This window comes from Aliiglaciecola aliphaticivorans (assembly GCF_054782055.1).
In genome coordinates this window covers 1-15,165 of the sequence record NZ_BAAGTF010000003.1, presented here as the reverse complement: position 1 = coordinate 15,165, position 15,165 = coordinate 1, and the positions used below count along the sequence as shown (strand labels likewise).

General features: G+C 41.7%; 7 protein-coding genes and 3 pseudogenes. 4 read left to right on the top strand and 6 right to left on the bottom strand.

Features of this window, described 5'->3' with window-relative positions; translation table 11 throughout:
• The first annotated feature begins 443 nt into the window (after nt 1-443).
• The 3 genes and pseudogenes from ACYVIL_RS01165 to ACYVIL_RS01155 all read left to right on the top strand — a co-directional run bounded on the left by ACYVIL_RS01165 (nt 444) and on the right by ACYVIL_RS01155 (nt 6,436).
• Complete coding sequence (locus ACYVIL_RS01165) at nt 444-3,782, top strand: MHYT domain-containing protein (RefSeq protein ID WP_460311272.1); 3,339 nt, start codon at nt 444-446, stop codon at nt 3,780-3,782.
• Nucleotides 3,783-3,797: 15 nt separating this feature from the next.
• On the top strand, nt 3,798-4,790 hold the full coding sequence (locus ACYVIL_RS01160; protein WP_303474513.1) for a response regulator: 993 nt from the start codon (nt 3,798-3,800) through the stop codon (nt 4,788-4,790).
• Nucleotides 4,791-5,132: 342 nt separating this feature from the next.
• Nucleotides 5,133-6,436 (top strand): annotated as a pseudogene (locus ACYVIL_RS01155) (methyl-accepting chemotaxis protein).
• A 137-nt stretch (nt 6,437-6,573) separates the two neighbouring features.
• Here the strand turns inward: ACYVIL_RS01155 and ACYVIL_RS01150 are convergent.
• Nucleotides 6,574-8,808 carry a glycoside hydrolase family 3 N-terminal domain-containing protein gene (locus ACYVIL_RS01150; protein ID WP_460311271.1) on the bottom strand — a complete coding sequence of 745 codons (2,235 nt, stop codon included), beginning with the start codon at nt 8,806-8,808 and terminating at the stop codon, nt 6,574-6,576.
• A 350-nt stretch (nt 8,809-9,158) separates the two neighbouring features.
• Here ACYVIL_RS01150 and ACYVIL_RS01145 point away from each other — a divergent pair, with 350 nt between their 5' ends.
• Complete coding sequence (locus tag ACYVIL_RS01145; protein WP_460311270.1) at nt 9,159-10,619, top strand: MFS transporter; 1,461 nt, start codon at nt 9,159-9,161, stop codon at nt 10,617-10,619.
• A gap of 13 nt (nt 10,620-10,632) precedes the next feature.
• On the opposite strand, the gene ACYVIL_RS01140 is transcribed toward ACYVIL_RS01145, so the two are convergent.
• From ACYVIL_RS01140 to ACYVIL_RS01120, 5 genes and pseudogenes are all read right to left on the bottom strand, one after another.
• A complete protein-coding gene (locus ACYVIL_RS01140; RefSeq protein ID WP_460311269.1) occupies nt 10,633-11,649 on the bottom strand; it encodes a cupin-like domain-containing protein in 1,017 nt (338 codons plus the stop codon).
• 6 nt (nt 11,650-11,655) lie between these two features.
• Entirely contained in the window at nt 11,656-12,378 is a 723-nt protein-coding gene (locus ACYVIL_RS01135) for a SapC family protein (protein ID WP_303474508.1), read from the bottom strand.
• Nucleotides 12,379-12,447: 69 nt separating this feature from the next.
• Nucleotides 12,448-14,022: a tryptophan halogenase family protein gene (locus tag ACYVIL_RS01130; protein ID WP_460311268.1), complete on the bottom strand. Its 1,575-nt coding sequence runs from the start codon at nt 14,020-14,022 to the stop codon at nt 12,448-12,450.
• An 86-nt stretch (nt 14,023-14,108) separates the two neighbouring features.
• A pseudogene (locus tag ACYVIL_RS01125) lies at nt 14,109-15,041 on the bottom strand (TonB-dependent receptor domain-containing protein); the annotation flags it as partial.
• Nucleotides 15,042-15,074: 33 nt separating this feature from the next.
• Nucleotides 15,075-15,165, bottom strand: a pseudogene (locus ACYVIL_RS01120) (IS5/IS1182 family transposase); the annotation flags it as partial.

The following is a 15,165-nucleotide window of genomic DNA, read 5'->3' as shown; positions in this document are numbered from 1 at the left end:
GGCTGCACTTCCTCCCTTCAAAATTGATATTACTGGCCCTAAAACGAAAATAATCATTTGATTTTGCTAAGCTTTGTCACAGTTTTAGCGTCCCACCCCATCTTTTTGTGCCGGGTTTAAAATTTCCCGTTAACTTTTAATGATTCACGCCGATACACACCGTTTACGCGGTAAAGTTGACATGTTGGAGGGGGTAATTTACCTTTTTTAGCAAGTAACTGACAAGGGTGGGGGGTACGTTTCCTCAAATCGTCTTCTTAAACAATATAATGATGAAAACACAAACTAGAATTTATACACCTTACCCCTCTATACAAAAGCGCTAGTCTCGGATAAGTGAAGGACTTTCGAACGCTGTATTTCATGCATGTTAGGCAAAAAAACGCTTATTAAGTAAACCTTCTAGCAAAGGCTAAATGCTTTAAACCAAAGGGTCTATTGGAATGACGAACAAAATAAAAACTGTTTTTGAAGAAGTACCAAACAATTTGTTGGTCATTGGCGAATACAATTTGGGGCTGGTCTTACTCTCGGTCGCTATTGCCATCTTTGCCTCTTATATGGCGTTCCAGGTAAGTCACCAAGCCTCTAAAACCTTATCTAAAAAACGGCGACAGCTAGCCTTGATGGTGAGTAGTATTGCGTTGGGAGGCGGTATTTGGTCAATGCACTTTATTGGCATGCTAGCATTTGACCTATGCACTGACGTGTATTTCGGTATGACCCTTACAGTGGTTTCATTGATCCCCGCTATAGCCGCCTCGTGGGTCGCTCTAAACCTTCTTATCAAACAAAATTTAACGGCCAATCAACTAATTCTAGGTGGTGTCTTGATCGGGGCAGGCATAGGCTCTATGCATTATATCGGTATGGCATCTATGGAGATGGCTCCACTGTTACGTTATGACCTATCCATGTTTATGCTTTCCATCTTAGTTGCCGTTATTTTGGCCATACTAGCCCTTTATGTTCGCTTTGGTTTAGATAAGTTTAACCTAATAAAATTTAGTCGCATTGCTAAAATATGGATGGCAAGTGTGGTCATGGGGATTGCTATTTCTGGTATGCACTATACTGGAATGGCGGCAGCGCGTTTCGTTTTGCCTGAGGGGATGGAGTTATCACAACAGTCTGAGCACGTTTCGATGTTTTTAGCCCTAGCGATTGCGGTGGTTACATTCGTCATTATAGGGCTCGTCATCGCCCTCAATTTTGTCTTCAAGTATAAAGATATTTCAGCACGTTCCTTAGAGAATGAAAAGCGACTAGTGGCAACAATGGATACAGCGCTGGACGCTATTATCACCATTAATGAATGGGGTAAGGTTATTAGCGTGAATCGCTCAGTTGAAAAGTTACTAGGGTGGTCAACTGAAGATTTGGTTGGAAATAATGTTAATAAAGTCGTTCCAGCCCCTCACCATGATGCCCATGATAGCTACATCAGCAATTATTTGCGTACCAAAGAAGCTAAAATTATCGGTGCCAGTAGAGATGTTGAGGCGCTCACTAAACTAGGCCAAACTATTCCTGTAAGGTTGCGCATTGGACATGTTGAAATGGAAAAGCAGCATCTTTTTGTGGCCTTCATAACGGATCTGCGTAGTCAACTGCAAATGGAATCGGAGATACGTGAAAGCGAAGCGCGCTTTCGCTCATTGTTAGGAAACTTACCTGGTATTGCTTATCGCTGCATAAACGGGGAAGGCTGGCCAATGTTGTTTATCAGTGATGAAGTGGAAAATATTGTTGGTCATCCTCCTCAAGACTTTATTGCACCTAATAATAAGGTCGCATTTGCTGACTTTATTCATCCTGAAGATTTAGACCATGTTATACAGACTGATTTCAATGCTCCCGATGGATACACTATCGATTACCGTATTATTGATAGATTTGGCGAAACGAAGTGGATGCTTGGATACGGCCGCGCAGTTGAAAGCGAAGATGGCCGTGAATGTTATCTAGATGGTTTTATTATGGATATCACTGAGCGAAAAACCATTGAACAAGAGTTACTACAGGCGAAAAACAAGGCAGAGCAAGCCGCGTCTGCACGCGCGGCTTTTCTGGCCAATATGAGCCATGAAATTCGCACACCAATGAATGCCGTAGTTGGGTTTAGTGACATCCTCCTTGACAGTGAATTGTCATCCACTCAGAAAAAACATGTCAGCACTATCAATCAATCGGCTAAGTCTTTGATGCATATCTTGAATGATATTTTGGACAGTGCCAAGTTGGATAAAGGCAAATTTCAACTAGAATATCGTGACTTCTCAATAGTGGAAGAAATTGATGCTGTTGTATCCACATTATGGTTACAAGCTCAGCGAAAAGGACTGTCAATCGACCTTGAAATCGCCAATGAAATAAAAGGGAATTATCATGGTGTACCGGATAGGATTCGACAAATTTTAACTAATCTCGTGGGCAACGCAGTTAAGTTCACAGAAAAAGGAAATATAACCATTAAGTTGTCTAAACATGCCGACGATATGGTTCGATTTGAAATTAGAGATACCGGTATCGGGATGTCTAATGTCCAGCTGGAAAATGTTTTTGAAGCCTTTGAGCAAGCGGATGAGTCAATGAGTCGCCGATTTGGTGGCACTGGCCTAGGTACTACAATCAGTAAACAGTTAGTTGAGTTAATGGGGGGCAGCATTTATGCAACCAGCCAACTTAATATAGGATCAACTTTTTGTTTTATTCTTCCTCTCAAAAAAGTAGAGAGCAACAGCCAAAAGTCGGAAAAACGCGCTCCAACCAAACTTCCCAAGTTGCGTATTTTAGTGGTGGATGATTTACAACAAAATATAGATTTGTTGACTATTCTTCTAACCAGAGCAGAACATACTGTCTTTGCTGCTCGAGACGGCGAGCAGGCACTCATTCGAATGCGCAATGATCAACCAGATGTGGTGTTAATGGACATTCAGATGCCCGTTATGGATGGACTCAGTGCTGCGCAAAAACGCAGAGAACAAGAGCAAACAGAAAAGCTGCCACATATTCCCATCGTTGCATTAACCGCTAGCGTGTTGGAAAAAGACCGTTTATCGGCATTGGAAGCAGGAATGGAGGGCTTTGCCAACAAGCCAGTCGATATTGACCTGCTCTCATTTGAAATTGCTAAAGTGCTTAAATTGCACCGAGCTGAAGATGCGAACAAGTCCGTGGCAGAAAAAGTTGAGCATTTGTTATCAATAGACATAGAAAACGGCACTAATATGTGGGGGTCAAAAACGACTTTATTTAAACAAGTTGGTGAATTTATTCGAGACTGTGAAGCTAAATTAGAACAGTTGACTTTTTTTGTTGAAATTGAAGAGTGGTCAGAACTAGAAAACAGTGTGCATGCATTAAAAGGTGTGGCCAGCAATTTATCCCTAGCTCGATTCGCTAGTATTGCGGCTGAATTAGAAAAAAACCTTGAACAACACCCTGCGACAAGTGTGTTAACTATGATTCAGCTGTTGAAAGAAGAGCTACATAAGATCGCTAAAATTATAGGTATGCGAAATCAATCATTAAACCAAAGTTTAATTTCAGAAGACCCATTATTAAGTAATGATTCTGTATTGTTACTATTAGATGAATTAGCCGAATATGTTAGAAAAAATGAATTTGATGAATCATTGATAGATAAATTGTCAACACAGACCAATCATCCACTGTTTTCAAAAATGATTGAAATAGTCGAAGCCTTAAACGATTTCGAGTTTGAGAAAACCCTGGGTTTAATTGAGAAGTTGCAAACTGAATTGCGAGACAGTTAGGGAAGGCTATAGGCCATGAATAAAACAATTAAACGGCAAAAGCTACTCGTGGTAGATGATGAACCAACCAATTTAAGAGTGCTAAACCAAGTTCTCAGGGAGCATTATTCTCTTACTTTTGCGAAAAGTGGAGTCGAAGCGCTAGAGTTGGTGCAAAAAATCAAACCAGACTTGATATTATTGGATGTAATGATGCCTGGCATGACTGGCTATGAAGTATGTAGCACCCTAAAATCAAATAAGCTGAGCAAGCAAATACCGGTTATTTTTGTCACTGCTCTTGCCGATGCCACAGATGAAGCTAAGGGATTTGAGGTAGGTGCAGTTGACTATATTTCAAAACCCATCTCTCCTGCTGTGGTGAAGGCCCGCGTTGCCACTCATTTATCATTGGTTGACGCAGACGAACTGCGTCGCACCCGGTTGCAGGTTATTCAACGTCTCGGGCGAGCTTCAGAATACAAAGACAACGAAACTGGCATGCACGTGGTGCGTATGAGCCATTACTCTAGATTGCTCGCTTTGGCTTATGGCTTTTCAGAGTGCGCAGCTGATGATTTATTTCACGCTGCCCCAATGCATGATATTGGAAAAATCGGAATTCCAGATAATATTATGCTTAAACCTGCGCGATTGACCCCCGAAGAGTTCGAAATTATGAAAAAGCACCCTGAAATTGGTGCTGAAATTTTAGGGGAATCGGACTCTGAGCTTATCGATTTGGCAAAAGTTGTTTCGTTAACTCATCACGAAAAGTGGGATGGTAGTGGTTATCCTAAAGGGTTAGCCGGGGAAGATATTCCTATTCACGGTCGTATTGTTGCCCTAGCAGATGTTTTTGATGCCCTAACCAGTAAGCGTCCTTATAAAGAGGCATGGTCAATTGATAAAACCATGGGGTTTTTGCAAGAACAGAAGGGCAAACACTTTGACCCTAAAATTGTGGAGTTATTTCAACAAAACCTTGATCAGATGTTAGAAGTAAAAAATCGCTTCCAAGAAGATTAAGTGCTGGAAGACAACGGGACTTGGGAATTGGGAATTGTTCTCTCTATCTGGCCAAGGCACTTTTCCTTACCAATGTAGAAAGTTGGCGTCATATTTTGCTCTTTTTGGTGTTTTTAGCGTTTTTTCACGTGGTTTTTATGTTAACTTTATTTGAGTAACACAAATTGTATAGTGGTATTAATAAGTCTTACTTTTTATATAGAATGTAATGATTTATCGAGGTGATTGAATTTCATAGATGGACAGAATCAAAACTCTTACTTAATCTGGCTATACAGCTAACTCCGTTTTAAAAGCGGGCTGTCGACTGTCATATTGATAGTTAAAAAAAGAGAAGTTGTAATGTTTAACCGAAATTTAAAACAAAAAGTACTAGAATTAGAAGAGTCACTACAAGAGCAAATTTCTTTAGTGGATTCAATTAAAAACAATGTCGCTTACATCGAATTTACCCCTGAAGGTATTATTTTAACCGCCAACTCGTTGTTTCTCTCCGTCGTTCAATTTACTAGTCAGGAAATTAGCGGCCAACATCATCGTATTTTTTGTGCCCGGAGTATGTTAATTCAAGGGAGTATTACGAGTTTTGGCAGAAGCTACAATCAGGGGAGAGTTTTTCAGGAACTTTCGCGCGTTTAAATAAAAGGGGTGAATTACTTTGGTTAGATGCTACCTATTTTCCAATTATGCACAACGGAAAAGTTACCAAAATAGTTAAAATAGCGACAGATGTCACCCAAAAGTATGTGTCATTGCAAACTCAACTTGCCATTAGCAAAGCCTTAAGTTTATCCATGGCTGTCATTGAGTTTTCGCCTCAAGGCGACATTTTATATGCAAATGAGAATTTTTTGCACACCATTGGGTGCACCCTCGATGAGATCAGAGGGAAACATCATAAAATATTTTGCTCAGACAGGTTCTATCAAGAGCATCCTAACTTCTGGGCTGAGTTAGAAAGCGGGAAACTTACCTCAGGTATGTTTGTGAGAAAATCGCTTACTGGTAAAGAGGTTTGGCTAGAAGCGTCTTATAATCCCATTAAATCTGAAACAGGGGAAGTCATTAAAGTCATTAAGTTTGCTGCTGATATCTCAGATAGAGTAAAGCAAAATATGGCCGTTTCTGAAGCTGCTGAAGTTGCTTACTCCACTGCGTTGCAGACCGCATCAATAGCAGTACAAGGCACAGATAGACTCAAAGATGCGGTGCAAAACGCTAGTGCAATTGAGAAGTTGGTAGTTGAATCTGTTGCATTAATCGAAGATCTGGGTAAACAATCTAACTTGATCGGTACTATTGTTTCGACTATCAGTTCCATAGCAGACCAAACTAACCTATTGGCCCTCAATGCTGCAATAGAAGCAGCAAGAGCGGGTGATACTGGCAGAGGGTTCGCAGTGGTTGCCGATGAGGTTCGTCAACTCGCCGCTCGGACTAGTAATTCCACCAATGAAATTGGTGACGTAGTGCGTCTTAACCAAGAATTAACGGATGACGTGACTAAGCATATATCCTCGGTGTCCGATACCGCTAAAAAAGGTTCAGACTTGCTGCAGGAAGTTGAAATATCCATCCAAGAAATTAAGCTGGGAGCTGAAAATGTATCTAATTCAGTCGCTGGTTTATCCAGCAATACCCAATAGTTTTATTTACCCATCAACCTAAATTTGGCGCTGTTTTTCATTTTTTGAGTATCGAGGTATTTCCTCGATATTTTTTGTAACTCAAATTGTCGCCCATTAAACGACGAACTAGCGACTGACTATATTTACTAGGTGATTTAGGATTTAGTAACGATGAATTCGGTTGTTAAGTTCGATTTTGAACTGCCTGAAACCCATACATGAAAGGTCCCTGCTTCTACCTCTAATTGCATATTGCGATTGTAAAATGCCAGCTCAGATTGCTCTAACTTAAAATAGATCACCGCTTCTTTACCTGCGCATATCAAAACTCGTTTGAACTGTTTTAATTCTTTTACCGGGCGAGTAACACTACCTACTAAGTCGCGAATATAAAGCTGTATAACTTCCTCTGCGTCGTAACGTCCAACATTTTTAATGGTCACTTTGACGTTGATGGACTCACCTGGTGCGTAGCTATGTTTATCGAGAACTAAATGGGTGTATTCAAATTCTCCGTAGGATAAACCGAATCCAAATTCATAAAGGGGAGAGAAGTGGGTATCTAAATGGGTGGCAGCCATACCCAAAGATGTCTGTGGGGAACGCTCAGGTACGTCATCCATATGGATACATTGTTCTTCTGTTGCCGGTTTACCAGTATGCTTTTGATTGTAATAAATTGGAATTTGTCCCACTTTACGCGGAAAGGTGACTGGCAATTTACCTGAAGGAGATGATTTACCTAAAATCAAATCAGCTATAGCGGGTCCGCCCATAGTACCTGGGTGCCAAGCATAGAGTACACTATCGACCATATTTAGAATAGGTTCTAAAGTGAGTGGCCTGCCAGCCATAATGACCAACACAATAGGTTTGCCTGTGGCTGCGATTTGTTCGATTAACCAATGCTGTTTACCGGGTAAGTCCAGCTCTGCACGGCAGTGCGCTTCCCCTGATAAAAAAGACTCTTCGCCTAAACACAAGACAACCACATCAGAGCTTTGAGCCACCTGTATAGCTTCTTCTACTAAATCAGTGTTGTCGGTTCGAGTATTTTGTAACCCTTTGGCATAATTTAGTGTGACTGATTTACCTAAGTCATTTTGAAGGGCCTGTTTCAGGGTGATGCTCGCTTCTTCTTCACCATCAAAGATCCATGTTCCCAATTGTTCATAGCCATCATCCGCCAAAGGCCCGATTAATCCTATAGCGTTTAAAGCTTCAGAATTGAGGGGGAGAGTCCGGTTTTTATTTTGCAGTAACACACAACTTTTTAACGCTAGTTGTTTAGCCACGTCTAGATCTTCATTGGCGTAAAATGCCTGCTTACGAGCATCCGACGATTGCCCATCTTCTATTGGGTAATCAATATCGAATAACCCTAACTTTTCTTTCAAATGGAGTATTCGCAATACACTTTGATCAATCTCATGTTCACTTAGTTGCTTGTTTTCAACCAATGTTGCAAGGTTTTGCCGATAGGTGGTGCTAACCATTTCCATATCAATACCTGCATCGAAAGCAGTCAACGCTGAGTGTTCTGGGCTTTCGGTAAGACCATGTATTTGCAGTTGAGCAATGGATTCCCAATCACTCACCACAAAACCTTGGTAATTCCATTCTTTTCGAAGGATTGAATCCATTAGCCATTTGTTGCCACTGGCTGGTAAACCATCAAGGTCACTAAAAGATGACATAAAGGTTGCTACCCCAGCATCAGCTAGGGCCTTAAAGGGGGGTAAATAAATATTACGCAATTCGTTTTCAGGGATATTGGTGGTGCAATAATCTCTGCCACTTTCAGACGCACCATAGCCAACAAAGTGTTTAGCGCAGGCTGCTATACCACTAGGGTTTTGAAAGTTGTCGCCCTGAAAACCTTCAACCATTGCAACCCCCATAATTGAAGACAGCACAGGATCTTCACCAAAACTTTCGGCAATACGTCCCCAGCGAGGATCACGGCTAATGTCGATCATAGGCGCAAAGGTCCAATTTATTCCAACAAACGACGCTTCTTTACCGGCAATTTTTGCTGCTTTTTTAACTAATTCAGGATCCCAACTTGCTGCCTGACCTAAGGGAATAGGAAATATGGTTTTGAAACCGTGGATAACATCCCGCCCCACCAGCAGCGGAATTCCTAATCGACTTTGGTGTGTGGCTATGTGCTGCAGTTTAGCCAGTGTGTTTACATCTACCTCATTAATCACTGAACCAACAAGACCTTGCCTAACATCCTGTTCTAATTCCTCACTATTATTGCCCATGACCTGACTAAGCTGACCCACCTTTTCGACTAGATGCATTTTAGATAACAGGTGATTAATTCTGTCTGAATAACGAGGTGGCACGGAATTAAGTGAGTGAGCGTGTTCTGAGGTAAACATAAATTAGCGTGATCCTGTAAAGCAATATTCGTAGTTGAGATACTATTATCCCTTGAGGAATATTCATTAAACCTTCGCTATTAACCTTAACGTCCAGATATCACAATTCAAATTAAACAAGCTAAAGTGGACTTGGTAAGAGTTAAATAGGGCAGACAGATATTTTCGTATTTACACTGATTTAACCCCAGATGATTTACCTACTGACCGCTTTACCGTGTGTAATGTCACAACTTATCGTTTTTGGTTTGTCTGCTTGCCAATAAAATGTAACTTTGTTGTTAATTAGTTTCATGTTGCGCGTTAAATACAGCGCTTATTTTTACCTGGTAAACAGCGGAATCCTATAAATGACCAAGAGTAATGTCGTAACTTGTGAGCAAAATCCGACGCAGGTCACTGCTGAACACGACAAAATTCCGTTATCGCGGAAATTCATTTATGGTTTAGGCGCTTTGGTTAATAACTTGTTAGGTGCGGCAATTGGCGGCATGGTCATAGTGTTAAACCTGGGATTGGCAATGAATCCTGCCTTGGTTGGATTAATTAGCGCATTGCCGCGGTTAACGGATGCCCTAACTGACCCGCTTATGGGGTATATCAGCGATAATACAAAAACCAAATGGGGACGTCGGCGACCTTATATTTTTTGGGGGGCTATTGCTGCTGGAATTATTTATGCTTTGATTTGGCAACTACCAAGAGAACAAAGTGAAATGTTCTACTTTTGGTTTTTTCTTATTGGTTCATTGTTTTTTTATTTGGCTTATACCGTATTTGCCACGCCTTACATTGCCCTAGGCTATGAATTAACTCCAGACTACCATGAACGAACTCGCCTGATGGCGGTGCAAAATTTCATGGGGCAAATGGCTTACTTATTAGCACCCTGGTTTTTATGGTTCATGCAAAACGATAACTTCTTCGATGACATGATTCAAGGTGCAGGCTGGTTAGCTATCATCATTGGTGCCTTCACTATTTTCGTGGGTATTTTACCGGCGATATTTCTCAAAGAGCCAAATTTAGCGATTTTGGATAAACCGGCGACAACTGACACTGAAACCCTCAGTCCAGGTTTAAAAGGTTTCTTTCAAGGGTTTGCTGAGGCTTTAAAAAATAAACCTTTTTTATCATTATGTGGCGCGACTTTTTTGGTGTTTAACGGCTTTATGATGGTGTCGTCTTTCCAATTTTACGTGATTATTTATTACGTTTTTGCGGGGGATACCGACCTTGGTTCAGAATATGCGGGCTGGGCAGGAACCCTCTCCGCATTTTCAACTTTTTGTGTCATATTTATCACCGCAAAACTTTCTACTTTATATGGTAAACGTCATGCATTTTTTATCGCCATTGGGTTATCCATTGTGGGTTACGGATTAAAGTGGTTTTGTTATTCCCCAGAAAATCCTTGGTTAATTTTGCTCCCTGTGCCATTTATTTCCTTTGGTTTAGGTGGGTTATTTACCCTGATGGGGTCGATGATCGCTGATGTATGTGATTTTGACGAATTAAAGACCTTTGCGCGCCGGGAAGGCATGTTTGGTTCTATTTATTGGTGGGTCGTTAAGTTAGGCATGGCTGTGGCGCTCGCTGCTGGTGGCTTTATCCTTAATGGGACTGGATTTGACGTCGCCCTTGGTGGAGAACAATCAGAGTCCACTATCACCCTGATGCGCTTAGCTGATGTGGGTATCCCCATTATATGTTCATTTATTGCAATAGGGTTAATTGTTATCTACCCGATTACTGAAGGGACGGCCCGGGAAGTTAGAGACCAGTTAGAAACCCGTAGAGGTAAAGTTTAGCTGCGTCTTTGGCCTATCGGTTTAGTTTATTTAGTAACTGACTGCGAAGCTGTCGTGCTAAACGCTCATCTAAGGGATTTAAAATTCCTTTTTTAGAAGCTGGAATATGGGCGTTGTCTGCAGGGGCAAAAACATAATGTTGAAACACATCCTGCCAGACTTTGCGTTGAGACTCAGGTAAATCTCGGATGGCTAATATGGCGTGATTGAGAGCATCCAGAGGTGTGCCCATAAAATCAGGTACTTGACGCCACCAATAATTCACCAGAACGTTAAAATCTGTAAGTCCTTCAACATGATGCCACCACATGCTAGGAATAAAAATAGCATCTCCAGGCTCAAGTTCTACAATGAAACAGTGTTTAATTGCCTCAGCAAATTGCGGGAATTTAGTGAAATCCGGTTGCTGGAAATCCACTAAACTAGCTGATTGTCCTGCGGGCGTATAATCTAACGGACCTATGTAAAGGTTAGCAAGTTGATCCGGAGGGAATAAGGTGAATCTACGCCTGCCTGCCACATTACATGCAAGGTTGTCTGGAATGTCATAATGGGCAGCTATTCGGGAACGGTTACCGGCCCAAATACTCACTAATGGTGCGTCCTGCAAAGCCTCTAAATCATTATGCTGTCTAAACCCAGGGAGAATGTGGTTAATTGAGGTTGAACCTAGGTAAACAGATGGTGGCTTTTGGTGATGCTTAAGTTCAATTAACTGTTTCATCACCCCATTAAAGGTCGTTGTTTTGGGGTGGAAGTTAAACCCTTGGAGGTTATCATTATAGAAAAAACGGCCTGCCACTTCTGCAGGAGCCTCAAATGCTTGTACTGGGTTATCATTAGCCCATTGCTGTAAATAGTCAACCGCCACCTTAGTTGACTGTTCTGCAGCGTGAACAATTGGCCAATGAGACACTAAGCCTCTAAAAACACAGGGATGAGAACTAGATAATTGCCCTTGGTTTAAGTCTGCGACTGTACTGTTACGTATTTCTTTTATGTTGTTGTTTGAGGTAAATGGTAAATTCATAAAGGCTTATAGGGTGGCATTTTTCTTTTCAATAAGCAGCGACAAGTTCGACATGGATGCCTCCATCATATGCATCATCTGTAAGTATCCTTGTTGATGCAAGCTTTGCAGAACATCTCCGTGCAATGCTGCTACTTTTTCTTCATTGACGGTATAAAGGCTGTTTAATTCATGATTTGAGCCGTCTTTCAACTGAACTTTAATACTGACTTGTTCAACCAAATTGTGTTGAAGAATGGTATCGATAAATTCGTCAGTTTGCCTATGCCCCTGATGTATGGTCTGCAAGATTGAGTTGATATTCTGCAGGTAATCACTCTGGCCCCCTTGTTCAAGAAAGACTTTCTCGCCAGTGGTTTGACTCACTCGTGGGCTGTCCATGTCTACGAACACCACTGGATCTTGTGTTAAAACACCATCAACCTGAACATTTTGAAAACCAATAAGGAAAGGGCGTCTGCGAATGGTTAACGGAATATAATTCCCTTGCCAGCCTGAGTCATTTAAATAGAGATTTTCAAATGGCGCAAAGCCGAACAGTGCGATAGCTTCAAACTTTCCAGTTTCCGTGTGTTTGTGAAAAAATAACGGATACAAGCCCTGAGCTTCACGAAACTCAGATACAAATACATTGGTAAAACTTATATCATCCCCAAGATTGGGCAGGAAATCAGTGATCACCTGTAAATCTTTGTGAGTAATGTTATCCAGTAATTGATGGTTGGGCATGGGGAGTTCCTAATAAGTTGCTAATTATAAATGTATAAAGTTGTTGAGTTTTCAGCAATGAAATCACCCTTAAATTCGTTGTAACCCGAACTGCTGAATTTTATTAATCAGCTCTCGGTTAGTGGGTAATCCCCTGAGCAACTTTTCGGTCATTTGCTGGTTTTTTCTGAAGTTTTCCAAGGCTATATTTTGATTGTTTGAGCGTCTACTGGTCTTTGGCTGCTGGGTTTTAAAGCCCATTCCATATAACACATATTGATAACTCGCCGATGGGAAGACTTCATCGGTTTGAGTGAAATCGCTGTGCCAGGGAGAATGGTGTTGCCATAACTCCAATAGCTCAGTGAGGCCGTCTGGAATCGTCTCTGTTTGGCAGTTATCAAGCCAATAGTCGGAATCCGTGCGCTGGGTTAGCACATAGTGTAATTTGAGAAAATCGATGATTCTATCCCAGCGGTAACGGAATTTATCATTGAATCGTTTTGCGACTATATCCATGATTTTGCGTGTTGCCGGAAGCTGTTCGCTGATCATGGCCGCCGACAATTCTACTAATACCAATGCAGAGGCTTCTAGAGGCTCTAAGAATCCAGCAGATAAACCAACGGCTACACAGTTTTTATGCCAAAACGTTTCTCGATGTCCAGGCTCTATGGGAATTTTACGTACCTTAAGGTCGTCCACCTTATCGCCTATGCTATCACGAATATATTGACGTAGTTCCATTTCAGCTTGGTCGTCACTAATATGGGCCGAGGAATAAACATGGCCTACGCCGCGCCGTGTAGGTAAACCTATATCCCAAATCCAGCCAGCACTTTGTCCGGTAGAAATAGTGTGAGAGGCAATGGGGCTTTGGGGATCAGAATAGGGAACCTGCACCGCTAAGGCGGCATCGTTAAATAAAATGTGTTTTTTGTTGATAAAGGGAATTTGGTAATGTTTACCAATTAATAATGCATGAAATCCACTGCAGTCGATGAATAAATCGCCATTTATTTCATCGTGTTGTTTCGTTGAAAGGCTGCATATATCGCCACTATCATGGCTATTAATGGCAATAACGGTATCAAGTATGTGTTTCACGCCCAGCTTTTCAGTACAATGTTGTTGCAAGAAAGCGGCGAATTTACCTGCATCTAAATGGTATGCGTAGTTGGCTACATGGGCGAATTCTGGCGTGGTGTTTTGTTTCGGTGCTAAGTCACGTTCACATATTTGACCTTGGAATGAGACTGCATCGGCAAAGGGGATATGATCGGCTTGTTGCTGCCAAAATGGTGCTAAGTTGATTTGCTCGTAACCTTGGGGTAAAACCAAGGGATGGTAATAGGCATCGTCTTTTGCCCCTGTCACCCATTTAGCAAATTTAGCGCCTTGCTTGAAGGTTGCATCGCAACAACGAATAAAATCGGTCTCGGTGACCCCCATTTTACGCAAAGTGCCACGCATAGTCGGCCATGTACCCTCGCCAACGCCAATAGGTTTCACATCTGGAGATTCAATTAGGGTAACAGATATGCCGTGTTTCGAATGGGCCATGTGTTCAGCCGCAATGACGCCAGCGGTGAGCCACCCAGCGGTTCCACCTCCTACAATGACAATATTACGAATTGGATTATCTGACACCTTACCTCCTGCCATTTTCCCATTGATTTATATTCTAGAACTTAATTTACAAAATAATAACAAAAAGCCGCTAATAAAGCGGCTTTTGTTCGGGCTGGCGCTTAAAATGAATAGCGCGCGCCAAAGTTATAACGTGTACCGTATTGACGAGCAAATAAGAATTGCTCTTCGTAACGTCCGTAACCCTCTTCAGTTTCATTGGTTAGGTTTAACCCTTCAAAGAATACCGTGAGATTGTCGTTTACATCGTAGTTAATGCTTAAATCATACTGCTCATATTCTTTAAAAAATTGAGGAGGCGCTTCAGCGGTGCCTTGGTCTTGACCAACCCCAATTAAGTACGAATCGCGCCAAGCATAAGTGAGTTTTGCTGACAAACCGTCTTTTTCATAGAAAATTTGTACGTTTGCAGAATCACTGAGTCCGTTTAACGGAGACTGTACCGAGAAGTTTTCAGTGTCGTAATTCACATCACCGTCAACCAAGGTCATGTTGAAGCCAGCGCCAAAACCACTTTCTCCAAACAAGTGTTGAATAGCGAATTCAATCCCGTCCACCATCTTTTTCTCACCATTTGAAGGCTGGCTGACTAGCCATTCAACAAGGGGATCATCATCGCTTTGACGTACAATTTGAGTTTCGCAACAATCATCATCTATACCGCCACCATTATCAATAATTTGTTGCCAAATCGCACCATCTGTCGCTTGTATGCCTGCAGCCACTAAGTCCGCTTCTGCTTGGATCGCTCTAGGACCAATATAGGGGTCACGTAAGCCATCTACTGTGATAGTGGTGAAGGTGTTTTGGATAAAGTTTTTCACATCTTTACGGAAGTAACCAATGGAGGTGTAACTGCCTTCATCATAGTAGTATTCAAAACTGACATCTAAGTTGGTAGATTCAAACGGTAGTAAATTAGTATTTCCCGAAGAGCCTGTGCGCCCACCAGGTTTGGGGCTGCCAGATAGTGATCTTGCGCCTATTAAGTTACCAAGAGGGGCTCGAGTGATGGTTTTACTTGCTGAGAATCTAAGGCCTGTTGATCTTTGCTGTACATATTTCACTCAGCAATACATCGGCAACCACATCATCGAAAATGCCAGTGAAACCATACTGGCATAATTCCTTGCTAACTTTTCATACCTCGTTGATATT

Bases quoted from the DNA above. Each gene is read 5' to 3' on its own strand.
- ACYVIL_RS01160 (WP_303474513.1), top strand. From the start codon at position 3,798: ATGAATAAAACAATTAAACGGCAAAAGCTACTCGTGGTAGATGATGAA.
- ACYVIL_RS01135 (WP_303474508.1), bottom strand. From the start codon at position 12,378: ATGCCCAACCATCAATTACTGGATAACATTACTCACAAAGATTTACAG.
- ACYVIL_RS01145 (WP_460311270.1), top strand. From the start codon at position 9,159: ATGACCAAGAGTAATGTCGTAACTTGTGAGCAAAATCCGACGCAGGTC.
- ACYVIL_RS01165 (WP_460311272.1), top strand. From the start codon at position 444: ATGACGAACAAAATAAAAACTGTTTTTGAAGAAGTACCAAACAATTTG.
- ACYVIL_RS01140 (WP_460311269.1), bottom strand. From the start codon at position 11,649: ATGAATTTACCATTTACCTCAAACAACAACATAAAAGAAATACGTAAC.
- ACYVIL_RS01150 (WP_460311271.1), bottom strand. From the start codon at position 8,808: ATGTTTACCTCAGAACACGCTCACTCACTTAATTCCGTGCCACCTCGT.
- ACYVIL_RS01130 (WP_460311268.1), bottom strand. From the start codon at position 14,022: ATGGCAGGAGGTAAGGTGTCAGATAATCCAATTCGTAATATTGTCATT.